A 17,477-nucleotide genomic window follows, 5' to 3' on the forward strand; every position below is an offset into this window, starting at 1 on the left:
ATCACCTATGTCCGCAACGCTGAAATCCGCGACCTAAAGCAGTATCGCGGCTCTGCTCGAATCAATCAGAGGAACAGTACCGGAACCCTGCTGAGACGCGATCCATCGGCGCGCCAGTTCCATGTTGAATCTCCAGTTGTGCCGTTTGAATAAAGCGATCGCCGTTCCGGAAATTCTGTAGAGCGAACAGTCGGGACACGGGATTTCCTCACTATCTGAAAGTTTGATCACCTCAACATCTTTCCCGCAGATGTAACAGTTCATACGCACCTCCTTTAGCCGATCGCTAACTGTAGCTGATCCCTCCCCCCCCCGCCGCCCGGGCATGCCCCGGCATAGGACGCCCCATGCCCACAGAAAACAGTATCGATTGCCCAGCCCTACACAAGCGCAGCAACAGCTATCCGTTTGGCGATCGCGTGCCCTGCACAGTGCAAATGGTGAAGACGGTCACTGCCGACCCTATGCCCGGGATCGGCCTTGCCTACATCAAAGGCTCCGTGCCGGTGGCGAATGAAAACGACATCTATCAGGCGTGGACAAACAGCCATGGCGCGGTCGCAGCGGTCATGCCTGATGGGCGTCACCTTGGGCTGCGCCCGGGAGAGTTCGAGGTTTACACCTGGCACGACCTGGCGCCGGCGCCAGCAGCGTCTGGAGTGACGCTCGCCACCGACCGCGCCAATCGCTTGTACTTGGCCGGGCCGATGACCGGCATCGAGGATTTCAACTACCCCGCCTTCAATGCCATGGCCGAAAGACTTCGCGCCGCTGGCTACGACGTTGAGAACCCGGCCGACCACGGCACCGTTGACGGTGCGGACTGGGCCGACTACATGGCCTACGACCTGACCCGCCTTGGCCTGTGCGGTCAAGTGGCAGTGCTGCCCGGCTGGGAGAACTCGAAAGGCGCCCGGCTCGAAGTGCACATTGCCCGCGAGCTCGGAATGCCGTTAGTGAATGCCCATGACCTGGTATCGATGGAGGTTGCATGATGAGCGACATACTCAAAACACCAGCGGCGAAGTGGCGGCAGGAAGGCCAGGTCGATCCGCACGGTGACCACTACAACTGCCAGCGGGCGGCGCTAACCCTTGGTGAGCTCACGGACGACGAGTTGGCTAACGGTGTGTTCCTGCATGGCAATGAGCCGCTGAATGTGAACGCGCTGCTTCGCAAGACACCCGGCTATCACTCGGCGGTTGTCTGGCTCACCGCTGGCAAAGATCGGATCCGCTGGCTGTCCCGGGCGCTCGAGGATTCGAAGGCTCGCGAACAAGCCCTGCAGCAGCGCCTGAACGCAGCGGATCAGCGGATTGATGAGCTGACTCCGCGCCTAAGCGACCATCTGGAAGGCAAGCGCGAGCGTTTCCAGAAGTGGGTGATGGCGACCAAACATCCCGTGTTCGGCTTCCTTGATGGCCGATCCCTGGCCCGCGGCGATGACCGCACCGGCTATGCCGATGAGTACGTGCAAGGGCTGTGGGTTGCCTATTTGGCGTTTGGCGCCTTCGCATCCCGTGACGACTCGATTGCATGGCTGAAGCGAATTGATGGCATTGGCCAGAACCGCGCCGAGCTCATCTACTCCATGGGCTTCCGCCGCCTGGCCGATTAGCTCCGTCTCGAAAGGAGTACATCTGTACTCCACCCCGCAACATTACTCCCTCCCCCTTCAAAGTCAGCCGCTATAGCGGCAAGGAACCGGCATGTCTCAAATTCACCCAGAGTTGGCCCGCATCTACAACGTATTCGGCCTGAGCACCAATCACTCCTTGTCGACCCTGCTTGCAAACGTCGAGGGACTCAAGCGAAATCATGACGAAGATCGCTCGCTTGCTGATCGGTACCGCTTCCTGCGCGAGCCAAAAGCCAGCGCGCCTGTAACGCTCCCGGAAGAACAATGGATTGTCGTTGGCCTGGCCAGCCATGAAGACGTGCTGACCGGCGCCGCGCTGGACAAGGCCATCGACAACGCCATGAACTCCAAAAGCTACACCTTCGAGCCGGAGGATGGGCCGCTGCTCTGCTATCAGGTCGGCGATCAGGATTGGGTTGCCGCGCAGAACCCGGAACAGGCTTTAGCGGTATTGGCTGAATACAACGGCGATTGGCTGCACGAGCACTCCGACGATTACGACGTGGTTCTGACTGGCGATTCGGAGCTCGACCAGCAGTGGCAGGACGAAGATTCACCCGGTACTCCAGCGGGTTCTCTCCGGCAGTGGCTGGCTGAAGCCACGGAACCTTGCTACCTGAACGGGGTGGAGTGACGCCATGAGCAAACGAGCGATTCACCTTTACCCGTGGGACGGCGGAACCGAGTCTGATCAGGATCCGCCAGAGCACGTTTACTGCGGCACCGACGGCGTCATGACCGACGACCAGCTCACCAATTACTGGCAGTACGTCACCTGCAAGCGCTGCCTGACGATTCGGGAAAAAGAACTGGCGGCGCGGGCGGCGGACGACCGAGACAAGAAGGTCAAGCTGTTCGACGAAGCACAGGCCATCACCATCACCCTCGGTCACCGGAATATCTCGACCGCCATCAAGGCTTTGATCAGGGAGCGAGACGAACTTAGGCATGAGCGCGACAACCTGCGCGAAGACCGCGACGGCCTACTCGAAACAGGGGCGCACCTACTATGATCTTCGCCCCGCTCAACATCATCTACCTCATCTACAAGGGGCCGTGGCGATGAGTGACGCAACCAAATACGGACAGGAGCTGTGGCTGCTTCTCGCCCCGACGTTCGATCAGGCGACCGCGCTCGATGGTTTTGGAACTCACCCGGAGAAAGCTCAGGCCTTCGCAGGATTTATCGCGGCGGCGTGCGGCGCCATGCTGACCAATACCGGCCACGACTACACCATGAATGTGCTCGCAGCAATCGCGCAGCAAGTCGAAAGCATCAAGTCTGGCTCAGAAGTAAAGCACTGACCTACCGCTTCACTCCCTCCCCCAACTCAACAGCCTGCCGGTGTACGGCGGGCGAGGAACTCGCATGTCTGACAAAAATATCAAAGCCATCATGGATCAAGCGCAGGTATTCGCCAGCAGTTGGTCAATGGTCGGCGGGCCGTTCGCCGCAGACGACCAGCTCGAGCGCGCACAAGAAGAAAAAGTGGAACTGCAGAAGCTGGTCACCTGCGCGCTTGAGGGGTCGGTCAGCGCCCCGCAAGACGTCGGCGAGATGATCGAGTCGCTGCTTGCATGGCACAAGCGACAGGCCAACCAGTTGCAACTGGTCAGCGACAACGCAAAGGAAGGCGTGACCCTGCAACTCGGAGTCGATGATCCGGTGGAGATCATTCTCACGAACGACATGGCGAAAGGGCTGCGTATTGGTCTCGTGATTGCCCTCGAACGCCTGGGCAAACTCCCGATCAGTGTCAGCCGTGACGACGATGACGACCTCGATCTGGATGAAGACGAATAAATCCCATCACCACCTTCTGCCGCCACGCGCGGCATGGAGCATCATAATGAGCAAAGTCACCCTGGATGAATGGGCGGCGGCCGAGTTCAAGACGCCGCCCAGCCCCAACACGCTCCGCAAATGGGCGCGTGAAGGCCGAATCGCGCCGGCGCCAGTGAAGCATGGGCGGAGCTACTATGTAGAATCCCACGCCCATTATCAGGAACCTGACCAGCAGCCAATCCGCATTGTCGGCGGCAGCCTGATCAGCAGAATAGAGAGAGCACGCAATGGCGCCCAGGCCGCGTAACACAGGGTCAAAGGATCTTCCCCCGAATCTCTACCGCAAGACTGACGCCCGCAACGGCGTCACTTATTACACCTACCGCGACCCGATCAGTGGTCGCGTGTTTGGTCTGGGCAAAGACAAGGAGGCCGCCATTCGCGAGGCTGTTGCCGCCAACCACGCAGACACCATCAAGCCAACACTGACCGAACGCATCAGCACCCCAGCGCCAGCACCGGGCAAGCTGTTCTCGCAATGGCTTGATGAATACCGCGAGCTTTTCGCCGAGCGCAAGCTATCCGCCAGCAGCAACAAAAACGTTCGCATGCGGATCAACCGCTTGGAGATTGAATTCGGCTCAAAGGGAATCAAGGAAATCACAACGATGGATGTGGCCGATTACCTGACAGGTATGGCCAAAGAGGGGAAAGCTCAGATGGCCCGTGCGATGCGCTCGCTATTGCGAGACGTATTCGCCGAGGCTCAGGCGAGGGGATGGGCGGACACCAACCCGGTCGAGGTGACTAAAGCGGCGCGGGTGAACATCAAGCGCGAGCGGCTGACGCTGGAACTGTGGAAGGCAATTTATGCGGAAGCGACGAAACCGTGGCTTCGCCGGGCGATGGAGTTAGCGGTGCTCACTGGCCAGCGCCGCGATGATATCGCCTCGATCCTATTCAAGGACGTGCACGACGGCTTCCTACACGTCGTCCAATCGAAGACTGGCGCGCGACTCCGAATCAGCACTGCACTTCGCCTGGAGTCAGTCGGGCTTGATCTCGCCACCGTCATCAAACAATGCCGCGATCGCGTTCTGTCACAACACCTGGTGCATCATGCGCAAGCGTCGGGCCGGGCGAAGGCTGGCCAGCCTGTCGTGCTGGACACACTCAGCTCGGCATTTGCCGAGGCCCGGGACAAAGCCGGCGCCAAGCTGGGGATAACTTTTGGCCGGCAACCGCCGAGCTTCCACGAACAGCGATCGCTCGCCGCGCGCCTCCACGAAGACGAAGGTCGCGATGCGCAGAAACTGCTCGGTCACCGTTCGGCCGCAATGACCGACCTGTATCGAGACAGTCGAGGCGCTGAGTGGATCGACGTGGCATAATCCACGGCTGAATTTTTGGGCGATATTGGGGAAGTTTTGGGGAGGATTTTATGCCCAATGAAATCAAGCACTTAAAGCTTTACGGCATCAAAGCCTGCGACACCATGAAAAAGGCGCGCACCTGGCTTGATGAGCACGCTGTCAGCTACGACTTTCACGATTACAAAAGCGCCGGCATCGACCGTGAGCACCTGACCCAATGGTGTGACGAGCACGGCTGGCAAACGGTGTTGAACCGCGCAGGCACGACCTTTCGCAAACTCGACGACGAACGCAAAGCCGATCTCGACCAATCGAAAGCCATCGAACTGATGCTCGCTCAACCCTCGATGATCAAGCGCCCGGTGCTCGATCTCGGTGACCGAACCCTGATTGGCTTCAAGCCAGATATCTACGCGGCCGCTCTGAAGTAAGCAGCCCGTCACTCTTTGTAGAGGTGTATTTACATGTCCAATTCCCTGTTCAGCATCGCCTTTGGTGTCGGCACTCAGAACCGTCAAGGCGCGTGGCTGGAAGTGTTCTACGCCCAGCCATTGCTCAATCCTTCGGCCGAACTGGTCGCCGCCGTTGCGCCGATCCTCGGTTATACCGAAGGCAACCAGGCCATCACCTTCACCACCGCCCAAGCCGCGCAACTGGCTGAAGCCGTGAAAGGCATCGACGCCGTGCAAGGCAAGCTGCTGACCCGTCTGGCCGAAAGCCACAAGCCGCTGGTCGCCACCCTGCTGGCCGAAGATGCACAGCTGACCTCGACGCCTGAGGCTTACCTGAAGCTGCACCTGCTGTCGCACCGTCTGGTCAAGCCGCACGGCGTGAGCCTGGCCGGCATCTTCCCGCTGCTGCCGAACGTGGCCTGGACCAGCCAGGGCGCCATCGACCTGAGCGAACTGACCGAAATGCAACTGGAAGCCCGTCTGCGTGGCGAGCTGCTGGAAGTGTTCTCGGTGGACAAGTTCCCGAAAATGACCGACTACGTGGTTCCGGCCGGCGTGCGTATCGCTGACGCGGCACGTCTGCGTCTGGGCGCTTACGTCGGCGAAGGCACCACCGTGATGCACGAAGGTTTCATCAACTTCAACGCCGGCACCGAAGGCCCGGGCATGATCGAAGGCCGCGTTTCTGCTGGCGTCTTCGTCGGCAAGGGCTCCGATCTGGGCGGCGGTTGCTCGACCATGGGCACTCTGTCGGGCGGCGGCAACATCGTGATCAAGGTTGGCGAAGGCTGCCTGATCGGCGCCAACGCCGGTATCGGTATTCCATTGGGCGACCGCAACACTGTTGAGTCGGGCCTGTACGTGACCGCCGGCACCAAGGTTGCGCTGCTCGACGAAAACAACAACCTGGTTAAGGTTGTGAAGGCGCGTGAGCTGGCCGGTCAGGCTGACCTGCTGTTCCGTCGCAATTCGGAAACCGGTGCTGTGGAATGCAAAACCCACAAATCGGCGATCGAACTGAACGAAGCGCTGCACGCTCACAACTAAGTGCCGCTATGACCTCCTGTGGGAGCGGGCTTGCTCGCGAAGACGGTGTGTCAGTCACCCTTGATGTCGACTGACACGACGCTTTCGCGAGCAAGCCCGCTCCCACAAGGTTCGGTGTACATCCCGCCCAAGTTCACAGGGCTGAACAGATGATGATTCCCTCCCCCTGGCGTGCCGATTTCCCGGCCATCGCCGCGCTGCAACGGCAAGACCAGACCTATCTGGACAACGCCGCCACCACGCAAAAACCCCAGGCCCTGCTCGACGCGCTGACGCATTACTACGCCAATGGCGCAGCCAATGTGCACCGTGCCCAACACCTGCCCGGCGCCCACGCCACGCAGGCGTTCGAGGACAGTCGGCTCAAGGTTGCGCAGTGGCTGAATGCCGGAGACAGCGGGCAGATCATCTTTACCCACGGCGCCACCAGTGCGCTGAACCTCCTGGCTTATGGCCTGGAACATCTTTTCCACCCGGGCGATGAGATTGTTATCAGCGCCCTGGAGCATCACGCCAACCTGCTGCCGTGGCAGCAACTGGCGCAACGGCGCAATCTGAAACTGGTGATCCTGCCGCTGGATGCCGACGGCTTGATCGATCTCGCCGCCGCCGTGCATCTGATCGGCCCGCGCACGCGTTTGCTGGCGATCAGTCAGTTGTCCAACGTGCTCGGTGCCTGGCAGCCATTGCCGGCGCTGCTGGGCATGGCCAAGGCGCAGAACGCGTTGACCGTGGTCGATGGCGCGCAAGGCGTAGTGCATGGCCGGCATGACGTGCAGGCGCTGGGTTGCGACTTCTACGTGTTTTCCAGCCACAAGCTGTATGGGCCGGATGGTTTGGGCGTTCTGTTCGGGCGCAATGCTGCGCTTGAACAATTGAAGCCTTGGCAGTTTGGCGGCGAAATGGTGCTGGAAGCCAACTACCACGACGCGCGCTTCCGCCCTGCTCCGCTGGGTTTTGAAGCGGGCACACCGCCGATTGCCAGTGTGATCGGCCTCGGTGCGACGCTGGATTATCTGGCGGGTCTGGATCAGGACGAAGTGTCGGCGCATGAAGCGGCGCTGCATGACTATCTGCTGCGTGGCCTCGCTGCTCGTAATGGCATTCGTTTGTTGGGCAAGCCGCAATTGGCGCTGGCGAGTTTTGTCGTTGAAGGTGTGCATAACGCTGATCTGGCGCACTTGCTGACAGAACAAGGTATTGCCGTGCGCGCCGGACATCATTGCGCGATGCCGCTGTTGAAAAGCTTCGAGCTGGCCGGGGCGATTCGCGTGTCGCTGGCGTTGTACAACGATTCGGAGGATCTGGAACGGTTCTTTGAAGCGCTGGATCAGGCGCTGGAGCTGTTGCGATGAGCTTGCCGGTCGAGGCTGCCGAGGCGTTGCAGACTTTTCAGAATGCGGCGGGTTGGGAACAGCGCGCGCGGTTATTGATGCAGTTTGGTGATCGGTTGCCACCGCTAAGTGACGCCGACAAGTGCGAAGTCAACCGGGTGCATGGCTGTGAAAGTCAGGTGTGGCTCATTGGGGAATTGCGTGATGGTCACTGGCAGTTCGCGGCGAGCAGCGATGCGCGGATGATTCGCGGGTTGGTGGCGTTGTTGCTGTTGCGAGTGAACGGACTGTCAGCGGCGGAGTTGCAGCAAATTGATCTGCCGGACTGGTTCAATCAGCTAGGCCTTTCGCGCCAGCTATCGCCCTCGCGCAGCAATGGCCTTAACGCCGTGCTCAAGCGAATGAATGAGTTGGCCGGTTAATCGCCTTCGCGAGCAAGCCCGCTCCCACAGGGGATTTGTGAACACCACAGATCCAATGTGGGAGCGGGCTTGCTCGCGAAGGGGCCAGCAGCCACAACATCAAGCCTGAGGTTTAACTCGCTCCGCCGGGCGCCGAACACCCGCGACAATCTTGTCCACAGCCTTGGTCGCCGCAACCATCCCGAACGTCGCCGTCACCATCATCACCGCACCAAACCCACCCGCGCAGTCCAGCTTCACGCCGTCACCGACAAAACTCTTTTGCAAACAAATGCTGCCATCCGGCTTCGGATAACGCAGTTGCTCGGTGGAAAACACACACGGCACGCTGTAATGGCGGGTCACGGTGCGCGAAAAACCATAATCACGACGCAACGTCGAACGCACTTTCGAGGCCAACGGGTCATTGAACGTGCGGTTGAGGTCACACACCTGAATCAGCGTCGGATCAATCTGCCCGCCCGCGCCGCCGGTGGTGATGATCTGAATCTTGCGACGCTTGCACCAGGCAATCAGCGCAGCTTTGGCGTTGACCGCGTCTATGCAGTCGATCACGCAGTCGATGTTCGGCGTGATGTATTCGGCCATGGTCTCGCGGGTGACGAAATCAGCCACCGCGTGCACCGTGCAATCCGGGTTGATCCCGCGCAGACGCTCGGCCATCACCTCGACCTTGGGTTTGCCGACGGTGCTGTCCAGCGCGTGCAACTGGCGGTTGGCGTTGCTGACGCAGACGTCATCGAGGTCGAACAGCGAAATCTCGCCGACGCCACAACGGGCCATGGCTTCCGCCGCCCAGGAACCGACGCCACCGACGCCGACGATCGCCACGTGGGCCGCGCGCAAACGCGCCAGACCTTCGATGCCATACAAACGGGCGATGCCTGCAAACCGCGGATCTTCTGTACTCATGACCATTACCCCAAAAACCGGCGCGCATTATAGGGCTACACAGCGACAAGTTTTAAGCTTCGAGCTACAAGTGTAAGAACTTAAGTCAAAGTCGGCTGCCCAATGTCGGGCATTTCCCTGTCAGATGTACGACTGGCGGACTGCCGGTGTAGGATGCGCGCCCTTTTGCAATAAGAAAGGCGCAACGCCAACCGACTCCTTCGTTCCACAGCCTTTGGAACCCGAAATAGCTATGTCATCGCGTAAATTTGGACTCAACCTGGTGGTGGTTCTGGCAATCGCTGCCCTGTTCACCGGTTTCTGGGCGCTGATCAATCGCCCGGTTTCCGCGCCGAACTGGCCGGAGCAGATCTCCGGTTTCTCCTATTCGCCGTTCCAGCAGGGACAATATCCGCAGAAGGATCAGTATCCGTCTGACGAAGAAATGCGCCGCGACCTGGAGATCATGAGCAAGCTGACGGACAACATCCGCATCTACTCGGTCGACGGTTCGCTGCAAGACATTCCGAAACTGGCTGAAGAATTCGGCCTGCGCGTGACGCTGGGGATCTGGATCAGCCCCGATCAGGAACGCAACGAACGGGAAATCCAGCGCGCCATCGAACTGGCCAACACCTCGCGCAGCGTGGTTCGCGTGGTGGTTGGTAACGAAGCGATCTTCCGTAAGGAAATCACTGCGCAAGAGCTGAGCGTGTTGCTCGATCGTGTGCGCGCGGCGGTGAAAGTGCCGGTGACCACCTCCGAGCAATGGCACGTCTGGGAAGAACACCCGGAGCTGGCCAAGCACGTGGATCTGATCGCTGCGCACGTTCTGCCTTATTGGGAATTCATTCCGGTCGACAAGGCTGGCCAGTTCGTTTTCGATCGCGCCCGCGACCTGAAAAAACTCTTTCCGAAGAAACCGCTGCTGCTCTCCGAGGTTGGCTGGCCGAGCAACGGTCGCATGCGCGGTGGCGCCGATGCATCGCCGGCGGATCAAGCGATTTACCTGCGCACGCTGGTCAACAAGCTTAACCGCCAAGGCTTCAACTACTTCGTGATCGAAGCGTTTGACCAGCCGTGGAAAGCCAGCGACGAAGGTTCGGTCGGCGCGTACTGGGGCGTGTTCAACGCCGCGCGTCAGCAGAAATTCAACTTCGAAGGCCCGGTGGTCGCGATCCCGCAGTGGCGCGTGCTGGCGATCGGCTCGGTGGTGCTGGCGCTGCTGTCGCTGACTTTGCTGATGATCGACGGTTCGGCCCTGCGTCAACGTGGGCGGATCTTCCTGACCTTTATCGCCTTCCTTTGCGGTTCGGTGCTGGTGTGGATCGGTTACGACTACAGCCTGCAATACAGCACGTGGTTCAGTTTGACGGTCGGGTTCCTCTTGGCGCTCGGTGCGCTTGGGGTATTTATCGTCTTGCTGACGGAGGCGCATGAACTGGCCGAAGCGGTGTGGATTCACAAACGCCGGCGCGAATTCCTGCCGGTCGAGGGCGACTCCAACTACCGCCCGAAAGTCTCGATTCATGTGCCTTGCTACAACGAGCCGCCGGAGATGGTCAAACAGACCCTCGACGCCCTCGCCGCGCTGGATTATCCGGACTATGAAGTCCTGATCATCGACAACAACACCAAGGATCCGGCGGTGTGGGAACCGGTGCGTGACTACTGCGCAACCCTCGGCCCGCGCTTCAAGTTTTTCCACGTTTCGCCCCTGGCCGGTTTCAAGGGCGGCGCGCTGAACTACCTGATTCCGCACACCGCCAAGGACGCCGAAGTCATCGCCGTGATCGACTCCGATTACTGCGTGCACCCGAAATGGCTGAAGCACATGGTGCCGCACTTCGCCGACCCGAAAATCGCCGTGGTGCAGTCGCCGCAGGATTATCGCGATCAGAACGAAAGCACCTTCAAGAAACTCTGCTACGCCGAATACAAAGGCTTCTTCCACATCGGCATGGTCACCCGTAACGACCGTGACGCGATCATTCAGCACGGCACCATGACCATGACCCGTCGTTCGGTGCTGGAAGAATTGGGTTGGGCTGACTGGTGCATCTGTGAAGACGCCGAACTCGGTCTGCGCGTGTTCGAAAAAGGCCTGTCGGCGGCGTATTACCACGACAGTTACGGCAAGGGTCTGATGCCGGATACGTTTATCGACTTCAAAAAACAGCGTTTCCGCTGGGCCTACGGCGCGATTCAAATCATCAAGCGCCACACCCGCAGCCTGCTGCGCGGCAAGGACACCGAACTGACACGTGGCCAGCGTTACCACTTCCTCGCGGGCTGGTTGCCGTGGGTCGCGGACGGCATGAACATCTTCTTCACCGTCGGCGCGTTGTTGTGGTCGGCGGCGATGATCATCGTGCCGCAACGGGTCGATCCGCCGCTGCTGATCTTCGCAATCCCGCCGTTGGCGCTGTTCGTGTTCAAGGTTGGCAAGATCATCTTCCTCTACCGTCGCGCCGTCGGCGTGAACCTGAAAGATGCCTTCTGCGCGGCACTGGCCGGGCTGGCGTTGTCGCACACCATCGCCAAAGCGGTGCTGTACGGCTTCTTCACCACCAGCATTCCGTTCTTCCGCACCCCGAAAAACGCCGACAACCATGGTTTCTGGGTGGCGATTTCCGAAGCGCGGGAAGAGCTGTTCATCATGCTGCTGTTGTGGGGCGCGGCGCTGGGGATCTATCTGGTCAACGGCATCCCGAGCAACGACATGCGCTTCTGGGTGGTGATGCTACTGGTGCAATCGCTGCCGTATCTGGCGGCGCTGATCATGGCGTTCCTGTCGTCGCTACCGAAACCTGCGGCCAAGCCTGAGCCGGCAACAGCATAATCGGTAACGGATAACGTCAAACGGCGGCCTTCGGGCCGCCGTTTTGCTTTAGAATGACCGCCTTTTTCAATGCCAACAAACTCGGTAGGAGCTGCCGAAGGCTGCGATCTTTTGATCTTGCTGTTGATTTTAAAAAACAAAATCAAAAGATCGCAGCCTGCGGCAGCTCCTACAGGTTTACCGTGCGCACCCGGAGTTATTACATGACGGCCCACGCCGACCTTTCGCCGACCCTCCAACTCGCCATCGACCTGATCCGCCGTCCATCCGTGACGCCGGTCGACGCCGATTGCCAGAAGCAGATGATGCAGCGCCTGGGCGATGCCGGTTTTACCCTCGAGCCGATGCGCATCGAAGATGTGGATAACTTCTGGGCCACCCACGGCAACAACGACGGCCCGGTGCTGTGCTTCGCCGGTCACACCGACGTGGTGCCGACCGGCCCGGTCACCGCGTGGCAGATCGACCCGTTCAACGCGCTGATCGATGAACACGGCATGCTTTGCGGCCGTGGCGCGGCAGACATGAAAGGCAGCCTAGCGTCGATGACCGTGGCCGCCGAGCGCTTCGTCGCCGACTACCCGAACCACAAGGGCAAAGTCGCGTTCTTGATCACCAGCGACGAAGAAGGCCCGGCGCACCACGGCACCAAGGCTGTGGTCGAGCGTTTGGCCGCGCGTAACGAACGTCTGGACTGGTGCATCGTCGGCGAACCGTCGAGCACCACGCTGGTGGGCGACGTGGTGAAAAACGGCCGTCGTGGCTCGCTGGGCGCCAAGCTCACCGTCAAAGGCATCCAGGGTCACGTCGCCTATCCGCATCTGGCGAAAAATCCGATCCACCTCGCCGCTCCGGCACTGGCCGAACTGGCCGCCGAGCATTGGGATCACGGCAACGATTTCTTCCCGCCGACCAGCTTCCAGATTTCCAACGTCAACTCCGGCACCGGCGCGACCAACGTGATTCCGGGCGATCTGGTGGCGGTGTTCAACTTCCGTTTCTCCACCGAATCGACCGTCGAAGGCCTGCAGAAACGTGTGGCCGATATTCTCGACAAACACGATCTGGACTGGCACATCGACTGGGCGCTGTCCGGTCTGCCGTTCCTCACCGAACCGGGCGCACTGCTCGACGCGGTGTCGGCGAGCATCAAGGACATCACCGGTCGCGAAACCAAGGCGTCGACCAGCGGCGGTACTTCCGATGGCCGTTTCATCGCGACCATGGGCACGCAAGTGGTTGAACTGGGCCCGGTCAACGCGACCATCCACCAGGTCAACGAACGCGTGCTGGCAGCGGATCTCAACGTACTGACCGAGATCTACTACCAAACCATGATCAAGTTGCTCGCCTGATGCTCGCGTGTCCGATCTGCAGTGAGCCGCTGAATGCGGTGGATAACGGCGTGGTCTGCCCCGCCGGCCACCGCTTCGACCGTGCGCGCCAGGGTTACCTGAACCTGCTGCCGGTGCAGCACAAGAACAGCCGCGACCCTGGCGATAATCAGGCCATGGTCGAGGCGCGCCGCGATTTTTTGAACGCCGGCCATTACGCGCCGGTGGCCAAGCGTCTGGCCGAGCTGGCGGCGAGTTATGCGCCGGGGCGCTGGGTCGACATCGGTTGTGGCGAGGGTTATTACACCGCGCAAATCGCCGAGGCCCTGCCGAACGCCGATGGCTACGCGCTGGACATCTCCCGCGAGGCGGTCAAACGCGCGTGCAAACGCAACCCGGCGATTAGCTGGTTGATCGCCAGCATGGCTCGCGTGCCGTTGGCGTCGGGCAGTTGCCAGTTTCTCGCCAGTGTTTTCAGTCCGCTGGATTGGGAAGAAGCCAAACGGTTGCTCAGCGTTGGCGGCGGTCTGATGAAAGTCGGCCCGACCAGCGGCCACCTGATGGAACTGCGCGAGCGTCTGTACGACGAAGTGCGCGAGTACACCGACGACAAGCATCTGGCCTTGGTGCCGCAAGGCATGGCGCTGGCGCACAGTGAAACCCTGGAATTCAAGCTGACGCTGGACAAGCCCGAGGATCGCGCCAACCTGTTGGCGATGACGCCCCACGGCTGGCGCGCCAGTGCCGAGCGTCGCGCGGCGGTGATCGAACAGGCCGAGCCGTTCGAGACCACCGTGTCGATGCGCTACGATTATTTCGTTCTTCAATAAACTTTTGGTCTCGGGCAAATGCCCGGGGCCGGCTAAATCCGCGAATGGATTTTTCAGACCCGCAGTGAGGACATCCATGCGCCAACCGGATATCGAGATTTACCTGAAAGACGCCGACGTCGACCACAAGGCCATTTCCGCCTGGCTGGGCGAAGCGTTGGGCCCGTGCACCGACTGGATTCAGAAAGGCCAGACCTGGAAGTGCAAGGCCGGCAGCGTGCCGGTCACCTGGCTGCCGAAAGCCGTGGGCAAGTGGAATAGCCTGTACCTGGAAAGCGACCAGACGCCGTGGGACGACGACATCGCCTGCGCCCGTGCCGCGTTTGCCGCGCTGAACGTCGAAGTGCGTTGCGCGCCGGGCACGTGGGTCGAGGAAGAAGGTGAAGAGACGGCTGATCGCTGGATGCGCATCAGCGCAGACGGTGAAGAAGAAATCACCTGGAAAACCGCTTAACAACAAAAGATCGCAGCCTTCGGCAGCTCCTACAGGGTCATGTGTACACCTGTAGGAGCTGCCGAAGGCTGCGATCTTTTGATCTTCAAGGTTACAGGCCTACCACATCCTCAGCCTGCAAACCCTTCTCGCCAGTAATCACCGCGTACTCAACCTGCTGACCTTCAGCCAGCGACCGGTGCCCTTCGCCGCGAATCGCGCGGTAGTGCACGAACACGTCCACCCCGTCTTCGCGCTGGATAAAGCCGTAGCCTTTGGCGTCGTTGAACCACTTCACGTTGCCGGTTTCACGTGTTGCCATCTGTTCATACTCCTTTTTTATTATTGAACAGGCTTTTCGCAGGAAAGCCTTTGAGGAACGTCAGCCTGCATCCGACGTCCATAAAAGGGCCCCGGCGACAGACCGCCGAGTATATGACAGGTGCGAAAAGTCTCAACAGGAGATTACTTCGCCGCTTTTTTGCCGATTTTCGTCCAATACGGCACACTATCGACCGCCCGAGCAAACGCTCGGTTTTATTCACTCACGCAGAAGCCGTATGACCCGTTCCCCGTTCCGCCGTCTTGTGTTTGGCACCCTGCGCCGACTGTTGTACCTCTGGGTTCGCTCGGAGACGATCAACCAGTCGTCGTTCACCCTCAACCTCGACCGCAGTCGTCCGGTGTTCTACGTCCTGCAAAACCCTTCGCTGACCGATCTGGCCGTGCTCGACACTGAGTGCACCAAGGCCGGCCTGCCGCGTCCAGTGCTGCCGGTGTCGGTGGGTTCGCTGATTGAACCGGCGGCGTTTTTCTACCTGACGCCGGATCCAGACTGGCTCGGTCGCCAGGACAAACGTGGCGCACCGCCGACCCTGACTCGCCTCGTCAGCGCCCTCACCCAGAACGCTGCCGAAGACGCGCAGATCATTCCGGTCAGCGTGTTCTGGGGCCAATCGCCGGACAGCGAAAACAGTCCGTGGAAGCTGCTATTCGCTGACAGCTGGGCGGTCACCGGGCGCCTGCGACGCTTGTTGAGCATCATCGTCCTCGGCCGCAAAACCCGCGTGCAATTCTCCGCACCGATTCACCTGCGCGAGCTGATCGACCACAACAAGGGCCATGAACGCACCGTGCGCATGGCCCAGCGGATCCTGCGCGTGCACTTCCGCAATCTGAAAGCAGCGGTGATCGGCCCGGACATTTCTCACCGTCGCAATCTGGTCAAAGGTCTGCTCAACCAGCCACTGGTCAAGCAAGCGATCCTCGACGAGGCCGAGCGCGAAAACATCTCCCCGGAAAAAGCCAAGGCTCAGGCCTTGCGCTACGGCAACGAGATCGCCTCGGACTACACCTACACCGCGATCCGCTTCCTCGAAGTGGTGCTGAGCTGGTTCTGGAACAAGATTTACGACGGCATCAAGGTCAACCACATCGAAGGCGTGCAGAAAGTCGCGCAGGGTCACGAAGTGATCTACGTGCCGTGCCATCGCAGCCACATCGACTATCTGCTGCTCTCGTACTTACTGTTCCGCAACGGCCTGACCCCGCCGCACATCGCTGCCGGGATCAACCTCAACATGCCGGTGATCGGCAGCCTGCTGCGGCGTGGCGGCGCGTTCTTCATGCGCCGCACGTTCAAGGGCAATCCGCTGTACACCTCGGTGTTCAACGAATATCTGCACACGCTGTTCACCAAAGGTTTCCCGGTCGAGTACTTCGTCGAAGGCGGCCGCTCGCGCACCGGACGCATGCTGCAACCGAAAACCGGCATGCTCGCCATTACGATGCGCAGCTTCCTGCGTTCGTCGCGCATGCCGATCGTGTTTGTACCGGTGTACATCGGCTACGAGCGCGTGCTGGAGGGGCGTACCTACCTCGGCGAATTGCGCGGCGCGAGCAAGAAGAAAGAATCGATCTTCGATATTTTCAAAGTTATCGGCGCGCTGAAGCAGCGCTTCGGTCAGGTCGCCGTCAACTTCGGTGAGCCGATCAAACTGGCGGAATTCCTCGATGCCGAGCAACCGGACTGGCGCCAACAGGAACTCGGCCCACAGTTCAAACCGGCGTGGCTCAACGAAACCACCAATCGTCTCGGCGAGAAAGTCGCGCAGCATTTGAACGAAGCGGCGGCGATCAACCCGGTCAACCTGGTGGCACTGGCGCTGCTGTCGACCACGCGCCTGGCGCTGGACGATCGGGCGATGGCGCGGGTGCTGGATCTGTATCTGGCGCTGCTGCGCAAAGTCCCGTACTCGCCACACACCACGCTGCCGGAAGGCGATGGTCGTGCCTTGATCGAGCACGTGAAGGACATGGATCTGCTGTCCGAGCAGAACGATGCGCTGGGCAAGATTCTCTATCTCGACGAGCAGAACGCCGTCCTGATGACCTACTACCGCAACAACGTGTTGCACATCTTCGCCCTGCCGGCGTTGCTCGCGAGCTTCTTCCAGAGTGCTTCGCGCATGAGCCGCGAACAGATCCTGCGCTACACCCGCGCGCTGTATCCGTACCTGCAATCGGAGCTGTTCATCCGCTGGTCGCTGGACGAACTGGATGCCGTGGTCGATCAGTGGCTGGAAGCATTCGTCGAGCAAGGTCTGCTGCGTTTCGAGAAAGACGTCTACCTGCGTCCGGCGCCAAGTTCGCGGCATTTTGTGCTGCTGACATTGCTGTCGAAAAGCATCGCGCAGACCTTGCAGCGTTTCTACATGACCGTGTCCTTGCTGCTCAACAGCGGCCAGAACAGCATCAGCGCCGAAGAACTGGAAGACCTCTGCACCGTCATGGCCCAGCGCCTGTCGATCCTCCACGGCCTCAACGCCCCGGAGTTTTTCGACAAGAGCCTGTTCCGTCATTTCATCCAGACCTTGCTCGACCTTGACGTGCTGCGTCGCGACGAGGCCGGCAAGCTCAGCTACCACGAACTGCTCGGTGAATTGGCCGAAGGTGCGGCCAAGCGCGTACTGCCAGCGGACATTCGTTTGTCGATCCGCCAGGTCGCCTTGCATCGCAGTGAAGATGCGGCTGAAAGCGCGGTAACCGCCGAAGGCTGAAACTTGCCGATAACTAACGGAGAGCCCGCCGGGTT

19 protein-coding genes are annotated in these 17,477 nt (G+C 60.2%); 17 read left to right on the top strand and 2 right to left on the bottom strand.

Annotated features, from left to right (window positions below):
* The first annotated feature begins 347 nt into the window (after positions 1-347).
* From KFS80_RS03100 to KFS80_RS03155, 12 genes are all read left to right on the top strand, one after another.
* The gene (locus KFS80_RS03100; protein ID WP_246541602.1) at positions 348-995 is read left to right on the top strand and encodes a DUF4406 domain-containing protein; all 648 of its coding nucleotides are present in this window, start codon (positions 348-350) and stop codon (positions 993-995) included.
* The gene (locus KFS80_RS03105) at positions 995-1,618 is read left to right on the top strand and encodes a hypothetical protein (protein ID WP_212543946.1); all 624 of its coding nucleotides are present in this window, start codon (positions 995-997) and stop codon (positions 1,616-1,618) included. The genes KFS80_RS03100 and KFS80_RS03105 overlap by 1 nt, the downstream gene beginning before the upstream one ends.
* 91 nt (positions 1,619-1,709) lie before the next feature.
* The gene (locus KFS80_RS03110) at positions 1,710-2,273 is read left to right on the top strand and encodes a hypothetical protein (RefSeq protein ID WP_212543947.1); all 564 of its coding nucleotides are present in this window, start codon (positions 1,710-1,712) and stop codon (positions 2,271-2,273) included.
* A 4-nt stretch (positions 2,274-2,277) separates the two neighbouring features.
* Positions 2,278-2,652, top strand: coding sequence for a hypothetical protein (locus KFS80_RS03115; RefSeq protein ID WP_212543948.1), 375 nt, complete (start codon positions 2,278-2,280; stop codon positions 2,650-2,652).
* 49 nt (positions 2,653-2,701) lie between these two features.
* Positions 2,702-2,944 (top strand): hypothetical protein, encoded by a 243-nt coding sequence (locus KFS80_RS03120; RefSeq protein WP_212543949.1) that lies wholly within the window; start codon positions 2,702-2,704, stop codon positions 2,942-2,944.
* A gap of 64 nt (positions 2,945-3,008) precedes the next feature.
* Positions 3,009-3,443 (top strand): hypothetical protein, encoded by a 435-nt coding sequence (locus KFS80_RS03125; protein ID WP_212543950.1) that lies wholly within the window; start codon positions 3,009-3,011, stop codon positions 3,441-3,443.
* Positions 3,444-3,489: 46 nt separating this feature from the next.
* Complete coding sequence (locus tag KFS80_RS03130; RefSeq protein ID WP_212543951.1) at positions 3,490-3,732, top strand: excisionase; 243 nt, start codon at positions 3,490-3,492, stop codon at positions 3,730-3,732.
* On the top strand, positions 3,713-4,816 hold the full coding sequence (locus KFS80_RS03135) for a phage integrase Arm DNA-binding domain-containing protein (RefSeq protein WP_212543952.1): 1,104 nt from the start codon (positions 3,713-3,715) through the stop codon (positions 4,814-4,816). The genes KFS80_RS03130 and KFS80_RS03135 overlap by 20 nt, the downstream gene beginning before the upstream one ends.
* A 50-nt stretch (positions 4,817-4,866) precedes the next feature.
* Positions 4,867-5,229, top strand: a complete 363-nt coding sequence (locus KFS80_RS03140) for an ArsC family reductase (RefSeq protein ID WP_212543953.1) — start codon at positions 4,867-4,869, stop codon at positions 5,227-5,229.
* Positions 5,230-5,262: 33 nt separating this feature from the next.
* A complete protein-coding gene (gene dapD / locus KFS80_RS03145; RefSeq protein WP_053117606.1) occupies positions 5,263-6,297 on the top strand; it encodes a 2,3,4,5-tetrahydropyridine-2,6-dicarboxylate N-succinyltransferase in 1,035 nt (344 codons plus the stop codon).
* A 149-nt stretch (positions 6,298-6,446) separates the two neighbouring features.
* Positions 6,447-7,652: an aminotransferase class V-fold PLP-dependent enzyme gene (locus tag KFS80_RS03150; protein WP_212543954.1), complete on the top strand. Its 1,206-nt coding sequence runs from the start codon at positions 6,447-6,449 to the stop codon at positions 7,650-7,652.
* On the top strand, positions 7,649-8,053 hold the full coding sequence (locus KFS80_RS03155; RefSeq protein WP_212543955.1) for a SufE family protein: 405 nt from the start codon (positions 7,649-7,651) through the stop codon (positions 8,051-8,053). The genes KFS80_RS03150 and KFS80_RS03155 overlap by 4 nt, the downstream gene beginning before the upstream one ends.
* 99 nt (positions 8,054-8,152) lie before the next feature.
* Here the strand turns inward: KFS80_RS03155 and tcdA are convergent, their stop codons facing one another.
* Positions 8,153-8,971: a tRNA cyclic N6-threonylcarbamoyladenosine(37) synthase TcdA gene (gene tcdA, locus KFS80_RS03160; protein WP_159813072.1), complete on the bottom strand. Its 819-nt coding sequence runs from the start codon at positions 8,969-8,971 to the stop codon at positions 8,153-8,155.
* Between the two features lie 226 nt (positions 8,972-9,197).
* Between tcdA and KFS80_RS03165 the strand changes: the two genes are divergently transcribed.
* The 4 genes from KFS80_RS03165 (at position 9,198) to KFS80_RS03180 (ending at position 14,404) form a co-directional block, all read left to right on the top strand.
* Complete coding sequence (locus KFS80_RS03165; RefSeq protein WP_212543956.1) at positions 9,198-11,786, top strand: glycosyltransferase; 2,589 nt, start codon at positions 9,198-9,200, stop codon at positions 11,784-11,786.
* 203 nt (positions 11,787-11,989) lie between these two features.
* A complete protein-coding gene (dapE, locus tag KFS80_RS03170; RefSeq protein ID WP_212543957.1) occupies positions 11,990-13,141 on the top strand; it encodes a succinyl-diaminopimelate desuccinylase in 1,152 nt (383 codons plus the stop codon).
* On the top strand, positions 13,141-13,950 hold the full coding sequence (locus KFS80_RS03175) for a putative RNA methyltransferase (protein ID WP_150646954.1): 810 nt from the start codon (positions 13,141-13,143) through the stop codon (positions 13,948-13,950). The genes dapE and KFS80_RS03175 overlap by 1 nt, the downstream gene beginning before the upstream one ends.
* A gap of 76 nt (positions 13,951-14,026) precedes the next feature.
* Positions 14,027-14,404, top strand: a complete 378-nt coding sequence (locus KFS80_RS03180; protein ID WP_212543958.1) for a hypothetical protein — start codon at positions 14,027-14,029, stop codon at positions 14,402-14,404.
* Positions 14,405-14,495: 91 nt separating this feature from the next.
* Here the strand turns inward: KFS80_RS03180 and KFS80_RS03185 are convergent, their stop codons facing one another.
* Positions 14,496-14,705, bottom strand: a complete 210-nt coding sequence (locus tag KFS80_RS03185; protein WP_053117589.1) for a cold-shock protein — start codon at positions 14,703-14,705, stop codon at positions 14,496-14,498.
* Positions 14,706-14,943: 238 nt separating this feature from the next.
* Between KFS80_RS03185 and plsB the strand changes: the two genes are divergently transcribed.
* Positions 14,944-17,442: a glycerol-3-phosphate 1-O-acyltransferase PlsB gene (gene plsB / locus KFS80_RS03190; RefSeq protein ID WP_053117588.1), complete on the top strand. Its 2,499-nt coding sequence runs from the start codon at positions 14,944-14,946 to the stop codon at positions 17,440-17,442.
* The last annotated feature ends 35 nt before the right edge of the window (positions 17,443-17,477 follow it).

The organism is Pseudomonas rustica (assembly GCF_018336155.1).
GTDB lineage: Bacteria > Pseudomonadota > Gammaproteobacteria > Pseudomonadales > Pseudomonadaceae > Aquipseudomonas > Aquipseudomonas rustica.

Bases quoted from the DNA above. Each gene is read 5' to 3' on its own strand.
- KFS80_RS03105 (WP_212543946.1), top strand. From the start codon at position 995: ATGAGCGACATACTCAAAACACCAGCGGCGAAGTGGCGGCAGGAAGGC.
- KFS80_RS03110 (WP_212543947.1), top strand. From the start codon at position 1,710: ATGTCTCAAATTCACCCAGAGTTGGCCCGCATCTACAACGTATTCGGC.
- dapE (WP_212543957.1), top strand. From the start codon at position 11,990: ATGACGGCCCACGCCGACCTTTCGCCGACCCTCCAACTCGCCATCGAC.
- KFS80_RS03120 (WP_212543949.1), top strand. From the start codon at position 2,702: ATGAGTGACGCAACCAAATACGGACAGGAGCTGTGGCTGCTTCTCGCC.
- dapD (WP_053117606.1), top strand. From the start codon at position 5,263: ATGTCCAATTCCCTGTTCAGCATCGCCTTTGGTGTCGGCACTCAGAAC.
- KFS80_RS03130 (WP_212543951.1), top strand. From the start codon at position 3,490: ATGAGCAAAGTCACCCTGGATGAATGGGCGGCGGCCGAGTTCAAGACG.
- KFS80_RS03140 (WP_212543953.1), top strand. From the start codon at position 4,867: ATGCCCAATGAAATCAAGCACTTAAAGCTTTACGGCATCAAAGCCTGC.
- KFS80_RS03135 (WP_212543952.1), top strand. From the start codon at position 3,713: ATGGCGCCCAGGCCGCGTAACACAGGGTCAAAGGATCTTCCCCCGAAT.
- KFS80_RS03155 (WP_212543955.1), top strand. From the start codon at position 7,649: ATGAGCTTGCCGGTCGAGGCTGCCGAGGCGTTGCAGACTTTTCAGAAT.
- tcdA (WP_159813072.1), bottom strand. From the start codon at position 8,971: ATGGTCATGAGTACAGAAGATCCGCGGTTTGCAGGCATCGCCCGTTTG.
- KFS80_RS03100 (WP_246541602.1), top strand. From the start codon at position 348: ATGCCCACAGAAAACAGTATCGATTGCCCAGCCCTACACAAGCGCAGC.
- KFS80_RS03185 (WP_053117589.1), bottom strand. From the start codon at position 14,705: ATGGCAACACGTGAAACCGGCAACGTGAAGTGGTTCAACGACGCCAAA.
- plsB (WP_053117588.1), top strand. From the start codon at position 14,944: ATGACCCGTTCCCCGTTCCGCCGTCTTGTGTTTGGCACCCTGCGCCGA.
- KFS80_RS03175 (WP_150646954.1), top strand. From the start codon at position 13,141: ATGCTCGCGTGTCCGATCTGCAGTGAGCCGCTGAATGCGGTGGATAAC.
- KFS80_RS03125 (WP_212543950.1), top strand. From the start codon at position 3,009: ATGTCTGACAAAAATATCAAAGCCATCATGGATCAAGCGCAGGTATTC.
- KFS80_RS03180 (WP_212543958.1), top strand. From the start codon at position 14,027: ATGCGCCAACCGGATATCGAGATTTACCTGAAAGACGCCGACGTCGAC.
- KFS80_RS03165 (WP_212543956.1), top strand. From the start codon at position 9,198: ATGTCATCGCGTAAATTTGGACTCAACCTGGTGGTGGTTCTGGCAATC.
- KFS80_RS03115 (WP_212543948.1), top strand. From the start codon at position 2,278: ATGAGCAAACGAGCGATTCACCTTTACCCGTGGGACGGCGGAACCGAG.
- KFS80_RS03150 (WP_212543954.1), top strand. From the start codon at position 6,447: ATGATGATTCCCTCCCCCTGGCGTGCCGATTTCCCGGCCATCGCCGCG.